The sequence below is a fragment of the Pantoea sp. SGAir0183 genome (genome assembly GCF_043545505.1).
Window position 1 is genome coordinate 882,889 of sequence record NZ_CP028053.1, and the last position, 21,557, is coordinate 904,445.

At 54.9% G+C, this 21,557-nt stretch carries 20 protein-coding genes; 14 read left to right on the forward strand and 6 right to left on the reverse strand.

Going from position 1 to position 21,557, the window contains the following annotated elements:
- Window positions 1-176: 176 nt before the first annotated feature.
- The 3 genes from prfB to C1N59_RS04300 all read left to right on the forward strand — a co-directional run bounded on the left by prfB (window position 177) and on the right by C1N59_RS04300 (window position 3,421).
- Window positions 177-1,275, forward strand: a protein-coding gene (gene prfB, locus C1N59_RS04290) for a peptide chain release factor 2 (protein WP_100208631.1) whose coding sequence is annotated in 2 segments (ribosomal slippage) — window positions 177-251 and window positions 253-1,275 — 1,098 coding nt in all. Because the reading frame shifts where the segments join, the coding sequence is not laid out codon by codon here.
- 9 nt (window positions 1,276-1,284) lie between these two features.
- On the forward strand, window positions 1,285-2,805 hold the full coding sequence (lysS, locus tag C1N59_RS04295) for a lysine--tRNA ligase (protein ID WP_033739607.1): 1,521 nt from the start codon (window positions 1,285-1,287) through the stop codon (window positions 2,803-2,805).
- 124 nt (window positions 2,806-2,929) lie between these two features.
- The gene (locus C1N59_RS04300; RefSeq protein ID WP_039338424.1) at window positions 2,930-3,421 is read left to right on the forward strand and encodes a cupin domain-containing protein; all 492 of its coding nucleotides are present in this window, start codon (window positions 2,930-2,932) and stop codon (window positions 3,419-3,421) included.
- Here the strand turns inward: C1N59_RS04300 and C1N59_RS04305 are convergent.
- Window positions 3,418-4,044, reverse strand: a complete 627-nt coding sequence (locus tag C1N59_RS04305) for a hypothetical protein (protein ID WP_006120808.1) — start codon at window positions 4,042-4,044, stop codon at window positions 3,418-3,420. The two genes, C1N59_RS04300 and C1N59_RS04305, sit on opposite strands and share 4 nt — an antisense overlap.
- A 368-nt stretch (window positions 4,045-4,412) precedes the next feature.
- Here C1N59_RS04305 and C1N59_RS04310 point away from each other — a divergent pair, with 368 nt between their 5' ends.
- On the forward strand, window positions 4,413-5,576 hold the full coding sequence (locus tag C1N59_RS04310) for an MFS transporter (protein ID WP_006120807.1): 1,164 nt from the start codon (window positions 4,413-4,415) through the stop codon (window positions 5,574-5,576).
- Here C1N59_RS04310 and C1N59_RS04315 read toward each other — a convergent pair.
- Entirely contained in the window at window positions 5,573-6,493 is a 921-nt protein-coding gene (locus C1N59_RS04315; protein WP_054633212.1) for a LysR family transcriptional regulator, read from the reverse strand. The two genes, C1N59_RS04310 and C1N59_RS04315, sit on opposite strands and share 4 nt — an antisense overlap.
- A gap of 101 nt (window positions 6,494-6,594) precedes the next feature.
- Here C1N59_RS04315 and lysA point away from each other — a divergent pair, with 101 nt between their 5' ends.
- Window positions 6,595-7,851: a diaminopimelate decarboxylase gene (gene lysA / locus C1N59_RS04320; RefSeq protein WP_033739602.1), complete on the forward strand. Its 1,257-nt coding sequence runs from the start codon at window positions 6,595-6,597 to the stop codon at window positions 7,849-7,851.
- A 51-nt stretch (window positions 7,852-7,902) separates the two neighbouring features.
- Here lysA and C1N59_RS04325 read toward each other — a convergent pair whose 3' ends face one another.
- The 4 genes from C1N59_RS04325 to mutH all read right to left on the reverse strand — a co-directional run bounded on the left by C1N59_RS04325 (window position 7,903) and on the right by mutH (window position 10,907).
- Window positions 7,903-8,943, reverse strand: a complete 1,041-nt coding sequence (locus C1N59_RS04325) for an NADP(H)-dependent aldo-keto reductase (protein ID WP_006120804.1) — start codon at window positions 8,941-8,943, stop codon at window positions 7,903-7,905.
- Window positions 8,944-9,082: 139 nt separating this feature from the next.
- On the reverse strand, window positions 9,083-9,301 hold the full coding sequence (locus C1N59_RS04330) for a YgdI/YgdR family lipoprotein (RefSeq protein ID WP_006120803.1): 219 nt from the start codon (window positions 9,299-9,301) through the stop codon (window positions 9,083-9,085).
- 119 nt (window positions 9,302-9,420) lie between these two features.
- Window positions 9,421-10,131 carry a TerC family protein gene (locus C1N59_RS04335; protein WP_006120802.1) on the reverse strand — a complete coding sequence of 237 codons (711 nt, stop codon included), beginning with the start codon at window positions 10,129-10,131 and terminating at the stop codon, window positions 9,421-9,423.
- Window positions 10,132-10,229: 98 nt separating this feature from the next.
- Window positions 10,230-10,907, reverse strand: a complete 678-nt coding sequence (gene mutH, locus C1N59_RS04340) for a DNA mismatch repair endonuclease MutH (RefSeq protein ID WP_006120801.1) — start codon at window positions 10,905-10,907, stop codon at window positions 10,230-10,232.
- Window positions 10,908-11,592: 685 nt separating this feature from the next.
- Here mutH and rppH point away from each other — a divergent pair.
- The 9 genes from rppH to recC all read left to right on the forward strand — a co-directional run bounded on the left by rppH (window position 11,593) and on the right by recC (window position 21,512).
- Window positions 11,593-12,120, forward strand: a complete 528-nt coding sequence (rppH, locus tag C1N59_RS04345) for an RNA pyrophosphohydrolase (protein WP_006120800.1) — start codon at window positions 11,593-11,595, stop codon at window positions 12,118-12,120.
- Between the two features lie 12 nt (window positions 12,121-12,132).
- Window positions 12,133-14,379 (forward strand): phosphoenolpyruvate--protein phosphotransferase, encoded by a 2,247-nt coding sequence (gene ptsP, locus C1N59_RS04350; RefSeq protein WP_006120799.1) that lies wholly within the window; start codon window positions 12,133-12,135, stop codon window positions 14,377-14,379.
- Between the two features lie 108 nt (window positions 14,380-14,487).
- On the forward strand, window positions 14,488-15,369 hold the full coding sequence (gene lgt / locus C1N59_RS04355; protein ID WP_033739682.1) for a prolipoprotein diacylglyceryl transferase: 882 nt from the start codon (window positions 14,488-14,490) through the stop codon (window positions 15,367-15,369).
- On the forward strand, window positions 15,366-16,160 hold the full coding sequence (gene thyA / locus C1N59_RS04360) for a thymidylate synthase (protein WP_054633214.1): 795 nt from the start codon (window positions 15,366-15,368) through the stop codon (window positions 16,158-16,160). Before lgt ends, thyA begins: the two co-directional genes overlap by 4 nt.
- Window positions 16,161-16,349: 189 nt before the next feature.
- The gene (locus tag C1N59_RS04365) at window positions 16,350-16,820 is read left to right on the forward strand and encodes a prepilin peptidase-dependent protein (RefSeq protein ID WP_033739681.1); all 471 of its coding nucleotides are present in this window, start codon (window positions 16,350-16,352) and stop codon (window positions 16,818-16,820) included.
- A complete protein-coding gene (locus tag C1N59_RS04370; RefSeq protein WP_081011334.1) occupies window positions 16,817-17,344 on the forward strand; it encodes a prepilin peptidase-dependent protein in 528 nt (175 codons plus the stop codon). Before C1N59_RS04365 ends, C1N59_RS04370 begins: the two co-directional genes overlap by 4 nt.
- Window positions 17,341-17,745: a DUF2509 family protein gene (locus C1N59_RS04375; protein ID WP_394550360.1), complete on the forward strand. Its 405-nt coding sequence runs from the start codon at window positions 17,341-17,343 to the stop codon at window positions 17,743-17,745. The genes C1N59_RS04370 and C1N59_RS04375 overlap by 4 nt, the downstream gene beginning before the upstream one ends.
- Window positions 17,705-18,031, forward strand: coding sequence for a prepilin-type N-terminal cleavage/methylation domain-containing protein (locus C1N59_RS04380; protein ID WP_205955632.1), 327 nt, complete (start codon window positions 17,705-17,707; stop codon window positions 18,029-18,031). Before C1N59_RS04375 ends, C1N59_RS04380 begins: the two co-directional genes overlap by 41 nt.
- Window positions 18,032-18,134: 103 nt before the next feature.
- The gene (recC, locus tag C1N59_RS04385) at window positions 18,135-21,512 is read left to right on the forward strand and encodes an exodeoxyribonuclease V subunit gamma (protein ID WP_054687109.1); all 3,378 of its coding nucleotides are present in this window, start codon (window positions 18,135-18,137) and stop codon (window positions 21,510-21,512) included.
- Window positions 21,513-21,557 lie beyond the last annotated feature (45 nt).

Sequence of the window (21,557 nt, forward strand, 5' to 3'; positions counted from 1 at the left end):
CGGACGGGAGTCCGTCCGCCAGGCCTTTCTGACGTCGGCTCCCTCCCTTTCAGCACAGCCTGTCCCAAACGTTTACACCCTGCGCATTTTCTCAACGCTACAAACTGTCGCCGGTTTCGGGTAAACTCGCAGGTTAAATTTCTTATTCCATCAAACGTTAAAAAGACGCTAAACACATGTTTGAAATTAATCCGGTCAAATACCGTATTCAGGACCTCACCGAGCGCAGCGACGTTCTTCGGGGGTATCTTTGACTACGATGCCAAGAAAGAACGCCTTGAAGAAGTAAACGCAGAACTCGAACAGTCTGACGTCTGGAACGAACCTGAACGCGCCCAGGCGTTGGGTAAAGAGCGCTCCTCTCTCGAAGCAATCGTGAATACGCTGGATCAGATGACGCAGGGGCTGGAAGACGTACAGGGCCTGCTTGATCTGGCTGTGGAAGCCGATGACGAAGAAACCTTTAACGAAGCGGTCGAAGAACTGGACGCGCTGGACGTTAAACTGGGTGAACTCGAATTCCGCCGTATGTTCTCAGGTGAGTACGACAGCGCAGACTGTTATATCGACTTGCAGGCTGGCTCCGGCGGCACCGAGGCGCAGGACTGGGCCAGCATGCTGATGCGTATGTATCTGCGTTGGGCCGAAGCGAAAGGCTTCAAAACCGAGATTATTGAAGAGTCCGAAGGCGAAGTGGCGGGCATTAAATCGGTAACCATTCGCGTGTCGGGCGATTATGCGTTTGGCTGGTTACGCACCGAGACAGGCGTTCATCGCCTTGTTCGTAAGAGTCCGTTTGACTCCGGTGGTCGCCGCCATACCTCATTCAGCTCCGCGTTTATCTACCCGGAAGTCGATGACGATATCGATATCGACATTAACCCGGCAGACCTGCGCATTGACGTTTACCGTGCCTCCGGTGCCGGTGGTCAGCACGTTAACCGGACGGAATCTGCGGTGCGTATCACCCATATTCCGACCGGTACGGTCACGCAGTGTCAAAATGACCGCTCTCAGCACAAAAACAAAGATCAGGCGATGAAGCAGATGAAGGCGAAGCTGTACGAGCTTGAGATGCAGAAAAAAAATGCCGAGAAGCAGGCGCTGGAAGACAATAAGTCGGATATCGGCTGGGGAAGCCAGATCCGTTCTTACGTTCTGGACGACTCACGAATTAAAGATCTGCGTACCGGCGTGGAAACGCGTAATACGCAGGCGGTTCTGGATGGCGATCTGGACCGTTTCATTGAAGCAAGTTTAAAAGCAGGGCTATAAGGAACCGACATGTCTGAACAACAACCGCAGAGCGCTGACGTCGCACTTGAGTTAAATAACGAACTGAAAACGCGTCGCGAGAAACTGAGCGTGCTGCGTGAAAACGGCGTGGCGTTTCCTAACGATTTTCGTCGTGATACCACCTCCGATCGGCTGCACGCCAGCTATGACGAGAAGAGTAACGAAGAGCTGGAAGACTTAGGCATTGAGGTCAGCGTGGCGGGCCGTATGATGACGCGCCGTATTATGGGCAAAGCGTCTTTCATCACCCTGCAGGACGTTGGCGGTCGCATTCAGCTGTACGTAGCACGTGACGATCTGCCTGAAGGCATCTATAACGAGCAGTTCAAAAAGTGGGATCTGGGCGATATCCTCGGCGCACGCGGTAAGTTGTTCAAAACTAAAACCGGCGAGCTGTCTGTTCACTGTTCAGAACTGCGTTTACTGACCAAAGCGCTGCGTCCGTTGCCTGATAAGTTTCACGGCCTGGCCGATCAGGAAACACGTTATCGTCAGCGTTATCTTGATCTCATCGCCAACGATGAATCACGCAACACCTTCAAAATTCGCTCTCAGATTATGGCCGGTATTCGCCAGTTCATGGTCGCTCGCGACTTTATGGAAGTGGAAACGCCAATGATGCAGGTGATCCCGGGCGGCGCATCAGCGCGTCCGTTTATCACGCATCATAATGCGCTGGATATCGATATGTACCTGCGTATTGCGCCAGAGCTGTATCTGAAACGTCTGGTTGTGGGCGGTTTTGACCGCGTGTTTGAGATCAACCGTAACTTCCGTAACGAAGGGATTTCGCCACGTCATAATCCAGAGTTCACCATGATGGAACTCTATATGGCGTATGCGGATTATAAGGATCTGATCGAACTGACCGAAAGCCTGTTCCGCACGCTGGCGCAGGATGTTCTGGGCAGCACCGTCGTGCCTTACGGTGAGCAGGAATTCGATTTCGGCAAGCCGTTTGAAAAGCTCACCATGCGTGAAGCCATCAAAAAATACCGTCCGGAAACCGATCTGGCCGATCTTGACGATTTCGATAAAGCCGTGGCAGTCGCCCAGGCCATCGGCATCAAAGTCGAGAAAAGCTGGGGCTTAGGCCGCGTGGTGACCGAGATTTTTGAGGAAACCGCAGAAGCGCACCTGATTCAGCCTACCTTCATTACCGAATACCCGGCGGAAGTTTCTCCGCTGGCTCGTCGTAACGATGAAAACCCGGAAATCACCGACCGTTTCGAGTTCTTTATCGGCGGACGTGAAATCGGCAACGGCTTCTCTGAGCTTAACGATGCGCAGGATCAGGCTGATCGCTTCCTGCAGCAGGTTAATGCCAAAGACGCGGGCGATGATGAAGCCATGTTCTATGACGAAGACTACGTTACCGCACTGGAACACGGCTTACCGCCAACGGCAGGTTTAGGCATTGGTATCGACCGGATGGTGATGCTGTTTACCAACAGCCATACCATCCGTGACGTGATCCTGTTCCCGGCGCTGCGTCCTGGCGCTAAATAAGTCTTGCTGTTCTGTAAAAAGGCCGGGTTATCCCGGCCTTTTTTCTTTCTGCTGTTCGCGATGCCGTGCTTGAGTCATCCCGCTCCCTCTGCCAGACTGAAATCTCAACAGGGAGCCAACCACGATGACACAACGTCCCGACTGTATTCGCCACTGGCAGACGCTGGAAGGCGACGATAACGAACACTATTCTGACAGCGATGAGCGCATGTCGATTGGCGCGCCACTGGGGCGGTTACTGGGGTTAACCCGCCTCGGCATTCACCATGAAAGGCTGTTGCCCGGACGCCGCATGTCCTATCCGCACGCGGAGAGCGCGGAAGAAGAGTTTATCTTTGTGCTTGAAGGTCATCCTGACGCCTGGATAAACGGTGAGTTGTACCCGCTGTCGCCGGGCGATGCCGTTGCTTTTCCGGCCGGAACAGGCATCTGCCACACCTTTATCAACAACCGCGACCATGAGGCGCGCTTTTTAGTGGTGGGCGAGGTGAGCAAACCCGAAAACCGTATTACTTATCCGCTCAATCCGGACTACGAAGCAACCCGTGAGGACAGGTGGCTGAATCCGCCTGAACAGACGATGGGCAAGCATCCCGGTTTGCCCGACAAAAATTAAGATTTTACGGCGTCATCCAGCCAGTGCTGAAAGCGAGAGTAAGGAACATAGAGGGCGACGTCTTTATACAACGTCTTGCCGCTGTGGTTATCGTTAATGCGCTGGCTGTAGCCGACGATCACGCCTGCCAGTGTGTCGTCAGAAGCATTGTAAACCGCGCCACCAGACATCCCTTTCACTACGCCGGCATTCGCTGCCACCACCACACAGTTAGCTTTGTTCCAGTCATTGGCCAGCGTGGTATTCACCAGATTCTGACCGGTTGAGCTGACCGGCATGGCCGAGATAAAGCTGTACCCGTAAAGGTTCACCTTGTCGCCAATGTGGCTGTTACGGAAGGCGGGAGGAAGGTTGGCTTCGCTGTTCTTGTGGTAGACCACCGCCAGGTCGCACTCCGGATGCCAGGCTTTCACCCGGTAAAGCGAATATTTCGCCACGTGGGCCGCCGTGAGGCTGTAGTCCGGGGTCAGGGGAATGGTCGTACCCAGCGTGCCCAGCCCCATGATGGTTGGAATGCCGGTAACGGTCATATCAACCCGCTTTTCAGCTTCTTTACTGTACTCATAGTGACCGACTGAGCAACCCGTTAAGCCCAGTACCAGTAAGAGGGTAAGCCGTTGCATTATTCTCTCTCCGCGTCAGTTGGACTGCATTTCATCTGGCGATTCATAAGAGCTTTATCGGCAACGCTAATACTTTATTGATAACTAAAATCGGTATTAGCTAAAAAACGGCTACTTCGCTGGCAACCTTTCTGCTTGTTTTAAGTGGCGGGCTATCCTTTTCTCCTTAACCTCATGTTTAATAAGCATAGTTCATCTTACTGTCAATTATTGCCTTTCCTGCAATACAGTGTTGCCTCTGTGTGAGTATCCGATGACAGTCAGCTATGGTGTAATACAGAATGTGACAGAGATCATAAATTATAGCCTGTTCATCGCGATGTACGCGGAAGCAACCGCGTCGCAATAATCATATTTGGGAGAGTGTTATGCCTGTGGCATTACTGGCATTGGCGCTGAGTGCGTTCGCCATCGGAACCACTGAGTTCGTTATTATGGGGTTACTGCCGGAAGTGGCAAACGATTTACAGGTGACCATTCCGTCAGCGGGCTGGCTCATCAGCGGTTATGCCCTGGGCGTGGCGATTGGCGCGCCGGTCATGGCACTGTTGACCGCGAAACTGCCACGCAAGAAAACGCTGATTCTGTTAATGGCCATCTTCATCATCGGTAACCTGTTGTGCGCGCTGGCGTACAGCTACAACCTTCTGATGCTGGCGCGGGTGATTACCGCCCTCTGTCACGGTGCGTTTTTTGGCATTGGCGCTGTGGTGGCTGCCAGTCTGGTGGCTGCCGATCGCCAGGCGTCCGCCGTGGCGCTGATGTTTACCGGCCTGACGTTAGCCAACGTATTAGGCGTGCCATTGGGGACCTGGTTTGGTCAGCTGTTTGGCTGGCGTGCCACCTTCTGGGGCGTTGCGGTAATTGGTGTGCTGGCCTTTATTGCGTTGATCACCAGCCTGCCGGGAAATAAAAACGAGAAGCCCGTCAATCTGGCCAGCGAAATCAGCGCGCTGGCAAACGGTAAACTGTGGCTGTCGTTACTGATGACGGTCTGTTTTGCTGCCGCCATGTTTACGCTGTTCAGCTATATTGCGCCGTTGCTGTTGCAGGTCACCGGCATCAGCGATCATGGCGTGAGCTGGACTCTGTTCCTGATTGGGGCGGGGCTGACGGCAGGCAATATTTTGGGCGGTAAACTGGCTGACCGCAATGTGGCGCTCAGCCTGACAGGCAGTTTCCTGCTGATCGCGCTGTTCTCACTGCTGTTTAGCTGGACCAGCCATGCGCTGTGGCTGGCGGAAATCACCTTGTTCCTTTGGGCGATGGCTACCTTCGCTACGGTACCCGGCTTGCAGATAAATGTCGTGCGCCACGGTAAGGAGGCACCAAATCTGGTGTCGACCCTGAACATTTCGGCCTTTAATGTCGGGAATGCACTGGGCGCCTGGGTAGGCGGAGCGGTTATCGCCCGGGGCTATGGGCTGACCAGCGTGCCGGTTGCCGCGGCCGCGCTGGCGGCGGTGGGGCTGATCGTCTGCGTGATCACCTTCCGTAAATCAGGCGGCGCGGCGGCCAGCGTTCACGCCTAAACCAGCCTGGCCGCAATCAGCGCCGGAAAACGGGCAATCTGATGTTGAAGGTGCGCCGCAAAGGCGTCAACCAGTGCTGAAGCCGGCCGGTGGCGCGGCCGGACCAGACTGACGGTAAAGGGCACCGCCACGCTAAACGGACGCATGACGATCCCGCTGTCAGCATAATCGAGTGCTGTCAGCGGATTAACGACAGAAATACCCACGCCAGCCTGCACCATCGCGCACACCGAGGCTGCGCTATGGGTTTCCATCACCATCCTGCGCGTCACGCCTTGCTCATGAAACAGTGCATCCAGTAACTGCCGATAGCTGTCCGTACGTGACAGGCTGACATAGTTTTCACCCGCAAAATCCTGCGGCGTAAGTAAGTTGCGCTGCGCCAGAGGATGCTGTTTCGGTAAGACACAGACTTCATCGCAGGTCAGTAAAGCCTGGCGATCGGTACCGGCAGGTGCGTGCAGCGTTTCTGTCAGGCCCAAATCATAGCGCTGCGCCGACAGCCACTTTTCCAGCAGCGGTGAATCCTGCGGAATGATGTTCAGGCTGACGTCGGGATAGCGTTGTAAAAACGTCTGACAAATGGGCGGCAGCAACGACTGTGAGAAGGCCGGCAGACAGGCAATCGACAGCTCGCCCTGCCGAAACTGCCGCAAACCTTCTGCCGCATCCATAATGCGGTCCAGCCCATACCACGAGCGCTGCACCTCTTCAAACAGGCGTAATCCCTGCACCGTCGGTTGCAGGCGGCCACGCACGCGCTCAAAAAGTTGCAGACTCAACTGCCGTTCAAGCCGCGCCAGTTCACGGCTGACCGTGGGCTGTGAGGTTTGCAGCAGCGTGGCGGCCTGGGTGAGGTTGCCGCTGGTCATCACGGCATGAAAGATCTCGATGTGGCGCCAGTTAATCGTGGCCATGGGATATCCCATATCATTTATGCATAGATGCTATTAAAACAGATATTTTTCGACATGGCACGAATCTGGCTTAATAGGAGGATTGCCACAGGAGACATGCCATGCCGCGTCCGTTAAACACCACAGAAACCGCCCTCAACGTTGATCATCTGCTGCCGCTTGCCCGCCAGTATTCGGGCCCGTTCTGGGCTTATGATGCGCAGGTGATTCAGCAGCGTATTGCACAGCTTCACGCTTTTGATGTGGTGCGCTTTGCTCAAAAAGCCTGTTCAAATACGCACATCCTGCGCCTCATGAAATCGGCCGGAGTTAAGGTGGATTCCGTTTCGCTGGGCGAAATTGAGCGCGCCCTCGTGGCCGGTTTTACGCCTGGCGGTGACGACATCGTGTTTACGGCTGACGTGCTGGATGAACCTACACTCGCCAGAGTTGCAGAACTAAAGGTGCCGGTGAATGCCGGTTCGGTCGATATGCTGCATCAGCTGGGTGCGGTTTCGCCAGGGCACGCGGTCTGGCTACGTATCAATCCGGGATTTGGTCATGGCCACAGCCAGAAAACCAATACAGGCGGTGAAAACAGTAAACACGGCATCTGGCCGAGTGATTTGCCTGCTGCTCAGGCGGCGATTGAGCAATATGGATTGCGCCTGATCGGCATTCACATGCATATCGGCTCGGGCGTGGACTATGCGCACCTGCAGCAGGTCTGCGATGCCATGGTCGATCTGGTGGTGGCGTTCGGTCAGGATCTGGAGGCGATTTCTGCGGGCGGCGGTTTATCCATTCCCTATCACTATGGGGAAGAAGCGATTGATACCGATCACTATTTTGGCCTGTGGGACGCCGCGCGCCAGCGTATTGCCTCACATCTGGGTCACGCCGTGAAGCTGGAAATTGAACCGGGTCGTTTCCTGGTGGCGGAGTCAGGCGTGCTGGTGTCGCAGGTGCGGGCCGTTAAAGAGATGGGCAGCCGTCACTTTGTGCTGGTGGATGCCGGATTCAGCGATCTTATGCGCCCATCGATGTACGGCAGCTATCACCATATCTCCCTGATGGCTGGCGACAACCGACAGATTGATGAACAGGATACGCGTGAAAGCGTTGTCGCGGGGCCACTTTGCGAGTCCGGCGATGTGTTTACTCAGCTTGAAGGGGGCAAAGTGGAAACGCGGGCGATTCCCGACGCGAAAGTCGGCGACTATCTGGTGTTCCACGATACCGGGGCGTACGGTGCGTCCATGTCCTCTAACTACAACAGTCGACCGCTGATTCCGGAAATCCTGTTTGAAAACGGCACGCCACGCGAGATTCGTCGCGCGCAGCGTATCGAGGATCTGCTGGCTCTGGAATTGGGTTAACGCAGGCTGTCAGTCAGGACTGCCAGCCGCACTTGCGGCTGGCACATGGCATCACGGTGCTGGGTAGGTATAACGGCGGTGAATCGCCTCAAGCTCTTCCAGAATCTCACTACTGAGCGTCAGGTTGGCGCTGTCGATATTGATCTTTAACTGATCCAGCGTGGTGGCGCCCAGCAGCGTGCTGGAAACAAACGGTTGCTGGCGAACAAACGCCAGGGCCATTTGCGAGGGATCGATCTGATGCTTGTTTGCCAGCGCCACATATTCTGCGACTGCCAGCTGAGACTGTTCGCCACTGTAGCGGGTAAACCGGCTAAACAAGGTATTACGTGCACCAGCAGGCTGTGCACCGTTCAGGTATTTCCCACTTAGCGTACCAAAAGCCAGGCACGAATAGGCCAGCAGTTCCACGCCTTCATGCTGGCTGATTTCCGCCAGGCCCACCTCAAAACTGCGGTTCAGCAGGCTGTAGGGATTCTGAATAGAAACAATGCGCGGTAACTCATGCTTTTCTGCCAGTTGCAGGTAACGCATCACGCCCCAGGGGGTTTCATTAGAGACGCCGATGTAGCGAATTTTACCGGCCCGCACCTGTTCTGCCAGCGCTTCCAGCGTTTCCAGCAGGGTCACCGGGACGCTGGAAGCGCTGTACTGATAGCCAAGTTTGCCAAAGAAGTTGGTCTGGCGCTGCGGCCAGTGCAGCTGGTACAGGTCGATATAATCGGTATTCAGGCGCTTCAGGCTGGCATCCAGCGCTTCGCGAATGTTCTTACGATCCAGCGCCATATTAGGGCGAATGGAGGCATCGTTGCCGCGGGTCGGCCCTGCGACTTTACTGGCGAGAATGATTTTATCGCGGCTGCCGGTCTTTTTTAACCAACTGCCAATGTACTTTTCGGTCAGGCCCTGGGTTTCCGGGCGAGGCGGCACCGGATACATTTCGGCAGTATCGATCAGGTTGATGCCGGAACTGATCGCAAGATCCAGTTGCGCGTGGGCGTCGGCTTCGCTGTTTTGCTCACCAAACGTCATGGTGCCCAATCCAAGCTGACTCACTTCCAGCGTGCTATGGGGGATACGGTGATAATGCATTGCCGGCTTCCTTTTCTCTGAGGATGGATATTGTGTCTTAAGGGACTATAGCGCGAGGCGTAGCGGCTAAGAAAGGGAAACAACAAGGAGAAACAGCCTGCCGGAGAGGGAAAGGTCGACAGGCCTGCTCGTTTCGCATTTAACGCTCAATGATGGTTGATACTTCATCACTGTTAATCTGTACCGTATGGCCTGACTGATCGGTGTACTGTACCAGTCCGGTCTCCTTATCAATGCTCGGTTTGCCTTCCGTCATAATCATGCGACCGTCTTTTGTCGCCATCACATAATCAGAACTACAACCACCTAATGTCACTGCGGCAACGGCCGCCAATATAATCTTACTCAGCCCTTTCATTGTGCTTATCCTCGCAACGCGTCCACTGTAAAAAAGTGTAGTAATAAATCCTTTTACCGATTGGGTTAATCGTATCAATCTGAAAATAGGTGGGCGGCAGGCCGCCGCCCTTGACAACGCTAGCTGACTTTTTTCTTACTGCGCATCAGGTTAAGGCACTCAACGGCCATCGAGAAGAACATGGCAAAATAAATGTAACCTTTTGGTACATGCACGCCGAAACTCTCCAGAATGAGGGTGAAACCCACCAAAATCAGGAAAGAAAGCGCCAGCATTTTGACCGACGGATGACGGTCAACAAATTCGCCAATACTGCGTGCCGCAAACATCATCATTAAGACGGCAATCACCACGGCGGCCATCATAATAAACAGATGGTCTGAAAGGCCGACGGCTGTAATAACCGAGTCGAGGCTGAAAATAATGTCGAGCAACATAATCTGCACTATCGCTCCCAGGAACGAATGCACATTGGATTTGTGTTCGGTTTCCTCACCTTCGATAGTTTCATGGATTTCCATGCTGGATTTCCAGAGCAGAAATAAGCCACCAAACAGCAGAATAAGATCGCGCGCGGAGAACGGATGATCCATCAGGGTAAACAGGGGATTGGTCAGTTTTGCTACCCAGGCAATCGAGGCCAGCAGTCCCAGCCGCATCAGCATCGCGCCCATCAGACCAATGCGCCGTGCGCGGGCCTGCTGATGTTTAGGCAGTTTTGCCACCACTAATGACAAAAAGATAATGTTATCAATGCCCAGAACCACTTCCAGAATGGTCAGGGTGCCCAACGCCAGCCAGGCGTTAGGATCGGAAATCCACTCGAACATACCTGCACTCGTATCCTAAACGAAAAGTAAACGAAGATTATACGCACCTAATCTGTCGAACTCACATTTAAATAGTGCATGGCCTGGGGAAAGGGGATTCAGAGAAGAAAATGGCGGGCAAGCAGCGGGGCGGTAAAACTTTTCTTGAGATAAAACCCGCGCGGTAACGTCATAATGGGCTGTCCCTGTTCGCCGATCCCTTCGGTCAGGGCCCGGCTGTTAGCCGCTTTGGGGCGAATTTGCAGCCAGGCACCATGACGGGCAGTAATACGTTCCACCTGACCCAGCACAATCATATCCATAAGTTCTTCCCAGTCCTGACGCAGCATGTCTTCTTCTTGTGCCGTCGGGCTCCACAGCAAGGGCGCGCCTACCCGGCGCTCGCCAGGGGGAATATCACGCTCACCCTCAACCGGCATCCACAGTACGCGAGCCAGCTTATGGCGAACATGACTGTTTTCCCACGTCACGCCGCTGTTACCGGTCAGCGGTGCAACGCAGACAAATGTGGTTTCCAGCGGTTTGCCTTCACGATCGACAGGGATAGTTTTCAACTCAATGCCCAGATGCGCAAAATCCTGCTCGGCTTTACTGCCTGCGCTGGCCCCCAAATGCCATTCCAGCAGCATGCCCACCCAGCCTTTATCGCGCTTCAGATTGGCTGGCGTTGGAATGCCGGCCTGTTCTGCCAGACAGTGTAAAGGTAAACCTGCCAGTGCCTGCGCCCGCGCGAACAGTACCGATTCGTTTTCAGGTGGCTCTGGAAGAGTGATCATATGCGTAACCCGGCATGGTTAAAAAATAAGCGCCCTGCGGCCTGTCAGGTTTTCCACAGGAATGAGCAGGGTAGGGCGCGCATAATAACATGAAACATAGTGCTTTTTTAAGAATGCACCGCCTCATGCTGTTAACGACGGGTCAGGTTATCCCAACTTGCTATCAACAATGAACAGGATCTTATGACCAGTTATCCACAGAAAGATGGGATAACCTGGCATCAGACGGGTTACTGGTTCGATTTACAGCCTTGACTTTGCTGTTTTTTAGCAAAAATTAGCCGGTTTGCTGCAAGCTTGAACCGATCTCTGTGGATAAAAAGCCGGGTGGTGGATCTTTAGCCAATTGTCAGCGGCAGGACATTATACAATGTCACTCAGACGAATTTATTCAAACCTCATCAGAGAAATAGTCTTATATTTCAATGGCTATTTCAGAATCACAGTAAAGCGTATTCAGATTCCTCCCAACGGGTTATTCAGTTAACTCCCGTGTTCTACACAAAGCTATCCACAGAAAACGTGAATAAGATCGATGTTTTCTCGGTACTTTGTTTATAACTTTGCATTCTTCTGTGAGTTATCCCGAGATTACGGTCCCCATTGCCCGTGAATCCAGTGGTTTACCGCCTGTAAGGAGTGTGAAACAATCAGACCATTCAAATTTAGCTTTTGAGGTAGTCCAGTGATCGATGATGATGGCTACCGCCCGAATGTTGGTATCGTAATTTGTAACAGGCAGGGACAAGTGTTATGGGCCAGGCGCTTTGGACAGCACTCCTGGCAATTTCCTCAGGGAGGCATCAATCCCGGTGAAACCGCAGAACAGGCGATGTATCGCGAATTGTTCGAAGAAGTAGGGTTACACAGAAAGGATGTCCGAATACTTGCATCTACCCGTAACTGGTTGCGCTACAAATTGCCAAAACGTTTGGTGCGTTGGGACACAAAACCGGTTTGTATTGGTCAGAAACAAAAGTGGTTTCTTCTGCAGTTGATGTGCAGTGATGCAGATATTAATGTGCAACACAGTAGCACGCCGGAATTCGACGGCTGGCGCTGGGTGAGCTTTTGGTATCCGGTACGTCAGGTTGTCTCTTTTAAACGCGATGTGTACCGTCGGGTGATGAAGGAGTTTGCAGGCGTTGTCATGTCCATGCAGGAGAGTGCGGTGCAGCGAAATCATCCTGCCCATCGACGTAAAAGAGGATAGGCCACGCCCTTTATGCTCACTCAGTTGCGAGAAATTGTTGAAAAGGTGGCGAGTGCGCCCCGTCTGAACGAAGCACTCGACATCCTGGTTAATGAGATCTGTCTGGCGATGGAAACGGAAGTCTGTTCCGTTTATCTGGCCGATCACGATCATCGCTGTTATTACCTGATGGCGACGCGCGGTCTGAAAAAACCACGTGGCCTGACGGTGAAACTGGCGTTTGATGAAGGGATTGTGGGCCTGGTCGGTCGCCTGGCCGAGCCTATCAACCTGGCTGATGCGCAGAGCCATCCGAGCTTTAAATACATCCCCTCCGTTAAGGAAGAACGCTATCGCTCTTTCCTTGGTGTGCCCATCATCAGCCGCCGCCAGCTTCTGGGTGTGCTGGTGGTGCAGCAGCGCGAGCATCGCCAGTTCGACGAAAGCGAAGAGTCTTTTCTGGTTACGCTCGCCACCCAGCTAGCGGCCCTGCTGTCACAATCGCAGCTGAGCCAGCTTTTTGGCCAGTATCGGCAGGCCCGTGTTCGCGCCATCGCGGCCGCGCCGGGTGTGGCGGTTGCGCCGGGCTGGGTGGATGAAACTCAACCCCTGCTCGATCAGGTCTCCGCGGCCTCCACGCTGGATCCACTGCGCGAACGTGAGCGCTTGTCACTGGCGATGAGTGAAGCCGCCAGTGAGTTTCGTCGCTTCAGTAAACGCTTTTCTGCCAGCGCGCAGAAAGAAAGCGCGGCAATCTTCGATCTCTACTCGCACCTGTTAACGGATGCCCGCCTGAAAAAAGATCTCTTCGATGAGATCGAACGCGGATCCGTGGCCGAGTGGGCAGTCAAAACCGTGATTGAAAAGTTTGCCGCGCAGTTTGCCAGCCTGACGGATAGCTATCTGAAAGAGCGCGCGGGCGATCTGCGAGTGCTTGGACAGCGGTTGCTGTTCCACCTTGATGATTCCCTGGTGGGCGTCAATGCCTGGCCCGAACGCTTTGTATTGGTAGCCGATGAGCTGACAGCGACAACGCTCGCCGAGATCCCGCATGATCGCCTGGCCGGTATTGTGGTGCGTGACGGCGCCGCGAATTCGCACGCCGCGATCCTGACCCGCGCCATGGGGATCCCCACGGTGATGGGCGCAGACATTCAGCCCGGCCAGCTCAATAAGCGCCTGCTGATTGTCGATGGCTATCGTGGTGAACTGCTGATCGACCCTGAACCGGTGATCGTGCAGGAGTACCAGCGGTTAATCAATGAAGAAAATGCCCTCAGCAAGATGGCTGAAGGCGGTGTAGACAGACCGGCAGAACTGAGAAGCGGTCAGCGCATACAGGTGATGCTTAATGCGGGACTGAGCCCGGAGCATGAGCAAACGCAGGGCAGTTGGGTTGACGGCATCGGTCTTTACCGTACGGAAATCCCGTTTATGCTGCAAAGTGGATTCCCGTCAGAAGAAGAGCAGGTGGCACAGTATCAGGGCATGTTACAGCTCTTTCACGACAAGCCCGTTACGCTGCGTACGCTGGATATCGGGGCCGATAAACAACTGCCTTACATGCCGATTAGCGAGGAGAACCCGTGTCTGGGCTGGCGCGGGATTCGATTGACGCTCGATCAACCGGAAATTTTCCTGGTGCAGGTGCGCGCGATGCTGCGTGCGAATGCCGCCTCCGGCAACCTGAGCATCTTACTGCCGATGATCAGCCACATTGATGAGATCGACGAGGCCAAACGGCTGATTCAGCGTGCCGGGGCAGAAGTGGAAGAGATGCTCGGCTATGCGATTCCTAAGCCGCGCATCGGCATCATGATTGAAGTGCCCTCGATGCTGTTTATGATCCCGCATCTGGCCTCGCGTGTTGATTTTATCTCGGTAGGCACCAACGATCTGACCCAGTATTTGCTGGCGGTTGATCGTAACAATACGCGCGTGGCGAATCTGTACGATTCCCTCCATCCGGCCATGTTGCGTGCACTGCAGGCCATTTCTGTTGAAGCCCATTTGGCGAATCTGGAATTGTGTTTGTGTGGTGAAATGGCGGGCGATCCGACCTGCGTGGCGCTGTTGGTGGGAATGGGATATCACCACCTCAGTATGAACGGGAAAAACGTCTCGCGTGTTAAATACCTGCTGCGTCATCTGGATTACGAAGAAACGCAGAAGCTCAGCACCCAGGCGCTTAAAGCCTCGTCAGCGACGGAGGTACGCCAGATGATGTCGGCGTTTATGGAACAGCGTGGTCTGGGCGGTCTGATCCGCGGCGGGCGTTAACCCAGGTTACATTTCTGCGACTACGCAAAAAACTGGCTGTGCTATGATGCACAGCCTTAATTTATGTGCATCACGTCCCCTTTCAGGGCAGAAAAAAAACGGTGAATGATGAATAACGGCTACATCGCATTTCCACAGTTTGATCCGGTGATTTTCTCAATCGGACCGCTTTCGCTTCACTGGTACGGGTTGATGTATCTGGTGGGATTTGTGTTCGCCATGTGGCTGGCGGTGCGCCGCGCGAACAAACCCGGCAGCGGCTGGAAAAAAGAGGAAGTCGAAAACCTGTTGTATGCCGGCTTCCTGGGGGTTTTCCTGGGCGGACGCATCGGTTACGTGCTGTTTTATAACCTGCCGCTGTTCCTGGAAAATCCGCTTTACCTGTTCAAAGTCTGGGATGGCGGCATGTCGTTCCACGGCGGTCTGATTGGCGTCATCCTGGTGATGCTGATTTTTGCGCGCCGTACCAAACGTCATTTCTTCCAGGTTGCTGATTTTATTGCCCCTCTGATTCCGTTCGGCCTCGGCGCCGGTCGTCTGGGCAACTTTATCAATGGTGAACTGTGGGGCCGCGTCGATCCCAATTTCCGTTTCGCCATGCTGTTCCCCGGCTCGCGCAGCGAAGATATCGCGCTGGCGGCTAACAACCCACAATATCAGGCATTGCTGAACACCTATGGCGTCCTGCCGCGCCATCCTTCACAGCTCTATGAACTGTTCCTTGAAGGCATTGTGTTGTTCATTATCCTGAACCTGTTTATTCGCAAACCCCGCCCGATGGGCAGCGTGTCCGGCCTGTTCCTGATCGGCTACGGTTGCTTCCGCTTTATTGTTGAGTTCTTCCGTCAGCCCGACGCGCAACTGGGTTTGCTCACCGGCGGCCTGAGCATGGGACAAATACTGTCTCTGCCGATGATCATCGCCGGTGTGATTATGATGATTTGGGCGTACCGTCGACGTCCGCAGCAACAACTTCACGAGGAAAAATGAAACAGTATCTGGACTTAATGCGCTACGTGCTGAACGAAGGCACACCAAAATCTGACCGTACCGGTACAGGCACGCTTTCAATTTTTGGTCACCAGATGCGTTTTAATCTGCAGGATGGCTTTCCCCTGGTCACGACTAAAAAGTGCCATGTTCGCTCCATCATTCATGAGCTGCTGTGGTTTCTGCAAGGGGACACCAACATTGGTTACCTGAAAGAAAACAATGTCTCTATCTGGGATGAGTGGGCAGATGAGCAGGGCAATCTGGGACCGGTATACGGCAAACAGTGGCGTAGCTGGGGCACCGCCCGTGGCGAAGAGATTGATCAGATCACCAAAGTGATTGAACAGATCAAGCGCGATCCGGATTCCCGCCGCATCATTGTCTCGGCGTGGAACGTGGGCGAACTGGATGAAATGGCGCTGGCTCCGTGCCATGCCTTTTTCCAGTTCTACGTCGCGGATGGCAGGCTCTCCTGTCAGCTTTACCAGCGTTCCTGCGACATTTTCCTGGGGCTGCCGTTTAACATCGCCAGCTATGCGCTGCTGGTGCATATGGTCGCGCAACAGTGCGAACTGGAGGTCGGTGACTTTGTCTGGACCGGCGGCGATACGCACCTTTACAGCAACCACCTGGAGCAGGCGCGCCTGCAACTGACGCGCGAACCGCGTCCGTTACCGAAGCTGGTGATTAAACGCAAGCCTGCCTCGCTGTTTGACTATCGCTTCGATGATTTTGAGATTGAAGGTTACGATCCGCATCCCGCCATCAAAGCGCCGGTTGCAGTCTGAACACCCGCCGCCAGCATCCGCCCCGGTCTTGCCACAGCATGCCGGGGCGTTTTTTTTACAGCGATGTTGCGGCGCGGTGCACACTTGCACTGATCATGTCTTTATCCAGAGGAAAAATCCTGTAGCTTTGCTTCCAACAGGTGGCTTTCGGGCTTGCTGAAGCGCTCGCTGCTGCGGCACTCTGCCGCCATGAAAAGATCACAGTCAAAAGGGTTTACGCTGGCGGAGCTGCTGCTGGTGATGGTAATCGCTGGCATACTCAGCGCCTTTGCCACGCAAGGCTGGCAGCGCTGGCAGCAGCGTCAACAGCTTCGCGATACGGCGCTGCAACTGCAACACTTTCTGTTACGCGTCCGTGCTCAGGCCAATGCGCAAAACCGGGACCTGGTGCTGTGGCACCGCCCCACACAGCCCTGGTGTATCGGCGTGGCAGCACCGCCACAGAATGGCTGCAGTACGGCAAGCCGCCTGCACTTTATCGCGCCGTATGCGGACATCACCCTTCACGCCCTGCGTGGCGAGCCGGGTTTTTACGGACGCCGCAACGTGGCCAAAGCGGGCAGCATTGAGCTGCGCAATCGCGCCGGAAAAATACGGGTGATTATTTCTGCACGGGCGCGAATTCGTCTTTGCCGTATTGACGATGCGGACTGCGAATGAAAAGGGCCGGGTTTAGTCTGCTGGAAATGCTCATCGCCATGGCGATCAGTGCGGTGCTGATGGTCAGTGCAGGACGCTTTATGCCGCGACTGTTGGCCGAAAACCTCAGGCTGCAACAACAGGTTCAACTGCGTCAGGAGTTACAGCAAATGCTGTCCACGCTGGAAAAAGCGATCCGGCGGGCGGGTTATTGCCACGGGGAGTGCGGAACGGGTGGCCTGATGACAGCCGAAGGCTGTGTGCTGATCCGGTTTGACGAGAACAGCAACGGTCAGTGGGAAGGGGTTACGCACAGTGAGAGCGATTACTACGGTTACCGGCTGCGACAACACCAACTGGAGATGCAGCGTGGTGTGGATAACTGCAACGGCAGTGGATGGGAACGGCTTTCCGATCCGGCTTTCCTTTCGATTGAGGCATTCGACGTGCGCCGTGAAGGCCGGCTGGTCACCGTTGTACTGCAGGGGCGAAGCGGGAACCGAACCGAAACGCTGGAAAGCCGGGTCGAAGGAATGAATCTGTGAACGTCGAGGGCAACAGTGCGCTGGGGATGGTACTCGTCATCCTGCTGGCAGGCGGCATCACGCTTCAGGCCAGCCGCGAGATGCTGGCGCAGGGAATGTTTATCGTCGCCGATGAGCAACACGCTATTCAGGGGTTTTGGCAGGCCCAGTCGGCACTGCAATGGGGACTGACATTAACGTGGCCAACGCAACCACCTGCCACCTGCCAGCGCGAGTCGCAGTATGGCTGGCAGGCGTGCCTGCATCGCGTGGACGATGAGAAGGGATTGCTTAAAGGTGAAACGCAAAAAGGTGATAAGGCGTTATGGTACTGGGTCAGGCTGGAGGGCAGCAAAATCAGTCCCTTGCCACAGGGCTGGATTGATTATTGCCCGCAATCCGCGCCGGAGCAGTGCCTGTGAGGCGGCAGGATTCAGCCTGCCGGAAGCCTTGTTTGCCCTGTTACTGATGGCCGTCAGCACCAGCGCCTTATTGCAGTATCACCGGGTGTTAACGCTCGGCTTTAGTCAGCAATGGCAGCAGCGTGAAGCCTGGCGTGTGGCGGAACAGCGGTTGTTGGGGCGCGAGGTGGTGGGCTGGCAAACCCGGTCAGATAAAAAAGCGGGACCGGACGGCTGCACGCTGGAAACGGTTACGGTGAGCGGTCCGCATCAACGTCAGGCCAGCCTGACGCGATTACACTGCTGAGCGGATGAGAATGGGTTTTCACGGTAGGCTTCAAATGCGATACGCGGTAGAGTGAGTACCGTCTGCCATCGCCATGCCGTTTAGTGTTTCCACAGGAGTTTGCATGTTTCACGTTTATCACTCTAATCAGCTTGATCTGCTCAAAAGTCTGGCAGCGAGAGTGATTAAACTGGATCCGCTTGACGATCCCTTTGCGTCAGAAATGGTGCTGGTGCAAAGCCCGGGGATGGCGCAGTGGTTGCAGATGGAACTGGCGCGCACCTTTGGCATTGCGGCAAATATCGAATTCCCGCTCCCGGCCAGCTTTATCTGGGAAATGTTTGTGCGCGTCCTGCCAGACATTCCGCCGGAGAGCGCCTTCAGCAAAGCCAGCATGAGCTGGAAACTGATGCATCGTTTACCCACGTTGCTGCTGCAGGACGAGTTTGCCTCACTGCGCCATTATCTGAGTGACGACGGAGACAGGCGCAAACTTTTTCAGCTCAGCGCCCGCATTGCCGACCTGTTTGACCAGTATCTGGTTTACCGCGCGGACTGGCTTAACAGCTGGGAACGCGGTCAACAGATCGAGGGCCTGGGAGAGGCGCAGGTGTGGCAGGCCGCGTTGTGGCGTGATTTAGTCGACTATACCGACGCGCTGGGCCAGCCCAAATGGCATCGTGCCAACCTCTATGCGCGCTTTATTACCACGCTTGAGCAGGCACAAACCCGACCTGATAACCTGCCGCAGCGGGTGTTTATCTGTGGTATTTCAGCGCTGCCGCCGGTCTATTTACAGGCGTTGCAGGCGCTGGGGCGGCACGTTGATATCTATCTGCTGTTTACCAATCCCTGCCGTGATTACTGGGGCGATATTCAGGACTATGCGTTTCTGGCGAAGCTACAAAGCCGCCAGCGGCGGCGTCATGACCGGGAAGAATATCGCGGTTTATTCAGTGATGTGGCGCGCGCGCCAGCCCTGTTTAGTGAGCAAGGGGAACAACATCTGACTAACCCGCTGCTGGCCTCCTGGGGCAAGTTAGGCCGCGATAACCTCTTCCTGCTCAGCCAGATGGAGCTGAACAGCGAAATCGATGCGTTTGTTGACGTCGAAGAAGACAACCTGCTGCACTGCATGCAGCACGATCTTCTTAATCTGCAGGACAGGGCAATCATTGGCCTGACGGCGGATGAACTGGCTTACAGTGGGCAGAAACGGCGGCTGGACCCGCAGGATCGCTCTGTTGCCATCCAGGTTTGCCACAGTGCGCAGCGCGAAGTTGAAGTGCTACAGGATCATCTTCTGGCATTGATGGAAGCCGATCCTGAGCTGAAAGCGCGGGATATTATCGTCATGGTGGCCGATATTGACGCTTACGCGCCTTTTATTCAGGCCGTGTTTGCAAACGCCCCGGCAGAACGCTATCTGCCGTTTGCCATTTCTGACCGTCGTGCCAGTCAGGCGCATCCTGCTATCGTCGCGTTTCTGCAATTACTGTCACTGCCGGACAGCCGGTTTGTCTCTGAAGATGTGCTGGCGCTGCTGGATGTCCCGGCCTTAGCGAATCACTTCTCGATTGACGAAAGCGGCCTGCGTCTGTTGCGCCGCTGGGTCAGCGAATCAGGCGTGCGCTGGGGGCTGGATGATGCCAGTGTGGAAGCGCTGGCTCTGCCGGTCACCGGTCAGCATACCTGGCGCTTTGGTTTGCAACGTATGCTGCTGGGATATGCAATGGAAAGCCAGCATGGCGACTGGCAAGGTATTCTGCCTTATGACGAATCAAGTGGGCTGGTCGCCGAACTGGCGGGCCATCTGGCCGAACTGCTGTCCCGGCTTAATCACTGGCGACAGGTCTTATCGGAGCCGCGCCCGCTGGAGGCCTGGCTGCCGCTGTGTCGCGAACTGCTGAATGCCTTTTTTACACCGGATACCGAAACAGAAGCGGCATTGCTGCTGGTGGAAGAGCAGTGGAAGACGCTGATTGAGTACGGTATGGACGCGCGTTTCAATGAGGCGATTCCGGTCGTGCTCCTGCGCGACGATCTGCGTGGGCGGCTGGATCAGCAGCGGATCAGTCAACGCTTTCTGGCCGGGCAAATCAATTTTTGTACCCTGATGCCGATGCGCTCGATTCCCTTCAGCGTGGTGTGCTTACTGGGGATGAACGACGGCGTTTATCCGCGCACCTTAGCGCCGCTGGGGTTTGACCTGATGCAGCAGCAGTCGCGCAAAGGTGACCGTAGCCGTCGTGATGACGACCGCTATCTGTTTCTGGAAGCCCTGATTTCCGCTCAGCAACAGCTCTATATCAGCTATATTGGCCGCGCTATTCAGGACAATACCGAACGTTACCCTTCGGTGCTGGTCACCGAATTGCTGGAGTATATCGGGCAAAGTTTTTACCTGCCTGGCGACGAGGACAGGGAACTGGATGACAGCGCACAGCGGGTACGGGCACACCTGGAACATTTACACAGCCGGATGCCGTTTGCGCCGGAAAACTTCCAGCCTGCGTCAGCGGCACACAGCTTTGCTCGTGAATGGCTGCCTGCCGCGCAGGGCACCGGTCAGCCCCAGCCTGATTTTGTTCAGCCGCTGAGCACACCACCTGTAGAGACATTAGCCTTCGAACAGTTTCTGCGCTTCTGGCGTCATCCGGTTCGGGCCTGGTTTCAGCAGCGCCTGGGGGTCAATTTCTGGCTTGAAGAAAATGAACTGCCCGACAGTGAACCCTTTGCTCTGGACAGCCTGGAGCGCTATCAGATCAATGCGCAGCTACTGAATGCGCTGGTAACAGGGGAGGACACCGATCGCCTTTATGCCCATCACCGCGCCGCTGGCAATTTACCTTATGGGGCGTTTGGCGAGCTGTTCTGGCAGGCTCAGCGCGAAGAGATGCAGGAGGTGGCCGCAGAGGTGATCACTCAGCGCAGTGAGGGTGAAAGTCGGGAGATCAATCTGGCACTGGCGGGCGTCACATTAACTGGCTGGTTAACCCAGGTGCAGAGCGATGGCCTGCTGCGTTGGCGACCGGGTGTGCTGAATATCAATGACGGTTTATTACTGTGGCTGGAACATTTAGTTTATTGTGCACTGGGTGGCGACGGTAAAAGTCGGATGTTTGGTCGACAGCACAGCTACTGGTGCTTCCCTGCCGTGCCGCCGGACGAGGCGACTGATGCGCTGGCGCGCTATATGCAAGGCTATCTGCAGGGCATGCGCGAGCCTCTGATGTTGCTGACCAAAAGCGGTGGTGCCTGGCTTAATGCGTGTTTTGACAAGAAAAATCATCAGTTTATGACAGATGAGGCGACACAGCTCAAAGCCCGTAACGCTCTGCTTGCCGCCTGGGTCGGCGGTTACCAACAGGAAGGTGAGGGAAGCGATCCCTACCTGCAACGGTTATGCAGGGCACTGGATGAACCCCGGATACAGCAGATAACCGACGCGGCTGAATGCTGGTATTTACCGGTACTCCAGGCGCATCAGGACGACCGGTAAGCGACCGCTGCCGGGTAATGAAAACATCAAAAAGTTTGTTGTACT

Excerpts from the sequence above, each read along its gene's own strand:
- C1N59_RS04335 (WP_006120802.1), bottom strand. The coding sequence starts at position 10,131 with ATGTTCGAGTGGATTTCCGATCCTAACGCCTGGCTGGCGTTGGGCACC.
- C1N59_RS04305 (WP_006120808.1), bottom strand. The coding sequence starts at position 4,044 with ATGCAACGGCTTACCCTCTTACTGGTACTGGGCTTAACGGGTTGCTCA.
- C1N59_RS04325 (WP_006120804.1), bottom strand. The coding sequence starts at position 8,943 with ATGCATTATCACCGTATCCCCCATAGCACGCTGGAAGTGAGTCAGCTT.
- ptsP (WP_006120799.1), top strand. The coding sequence starts at position 12,133 with ATGCTCACTCAGTTGCGAGAAATTGTTGAAAAGGTGGCGAGTGCGCCC.
- C1N59_RS04365 (WP_033739681.1), top strand. The coding sequence starts at position 16,350 with ATGAAAAGATCACAGTCAAAAGGGTTTACGCTGGCGGAGCTGCTGCTG.
- C1N59_RS04330 (WP_006120803.1), bottom strand. The coding sequence starts at position 9,301 with ATGAAAGGGCTGAGTAAGATTATATTGGCGGCCGTTGCCGCAGTGACA.
- C1N59_RS04310 (WP_006120807.1), top strand. The coding sequence starts at position 4,413 with ATGCCTGTGGCATTACTGGCATTGGCGCTGAGTGCGTTCGCCATCGGA.
- mutH (WP_006120801.1), bottom strand. The coding sequence starts at position 10,907 with ATGATCACTCTTCCAGAGCCACCTGAAAACGAATCGGTACTGTTCGCG.
- C1N59_RS04315 (WP_054633212.1), bottom strand. The coding sequence starts at position 6,493 with ATGGCCACGATTAACTGGCGCCACATCGAGATCTTTCATGCCGTGATG.
- lysA (WP_033739602.1), top strand. The coding sequence starts at position 6,595 with ATGCCGCGTCCGTTAAACACCACAGAAACCGCCCTCAACGTTGATCAT.
- thyA (WP_054633214.1), top strand. The coding sequence starts at position 15,366 with ATGAAACAGTATCTGGACTTAATGCGCTACGTGCTGAACGAAGGCACA.
- lgt (WP_033739682.1), top strand. The coding sequence starts at position 14,488 with ATGAATAACGGCTACATCGCATTTCCACAGTTTGATCCGGTGATTTTC.
- recC (WP_054687109.1), top strand. The coding sequence starts at position 18,135 with ATGTTTCACGTTTATCACTCTAATCAGCTTGATCTGCTCAAAAGTCTG.
- C1N59_RS04370 (WP_081011334.1), top strand. The coding sequence starts at position 16,817 with ATGAAAAGGGCCGGGTTTAGTCTGCTGGAAATGCTCATCGCCATGGCG.
- lysS (WP_033739607.1), top strand. The coding sequence starts at position 1,285 with ATGTCTGAACAACAACCGCAGAGCGCTGACGTCGCACTTGAGTTAAAT.
- C1N59_RS04300 (WP_039338424.1), top strand. The coding sequence starts at position 2,930 with ATGACACAACGTCCCGACTGTATTCGCCACTGGCAGACGCTGGAAGGC.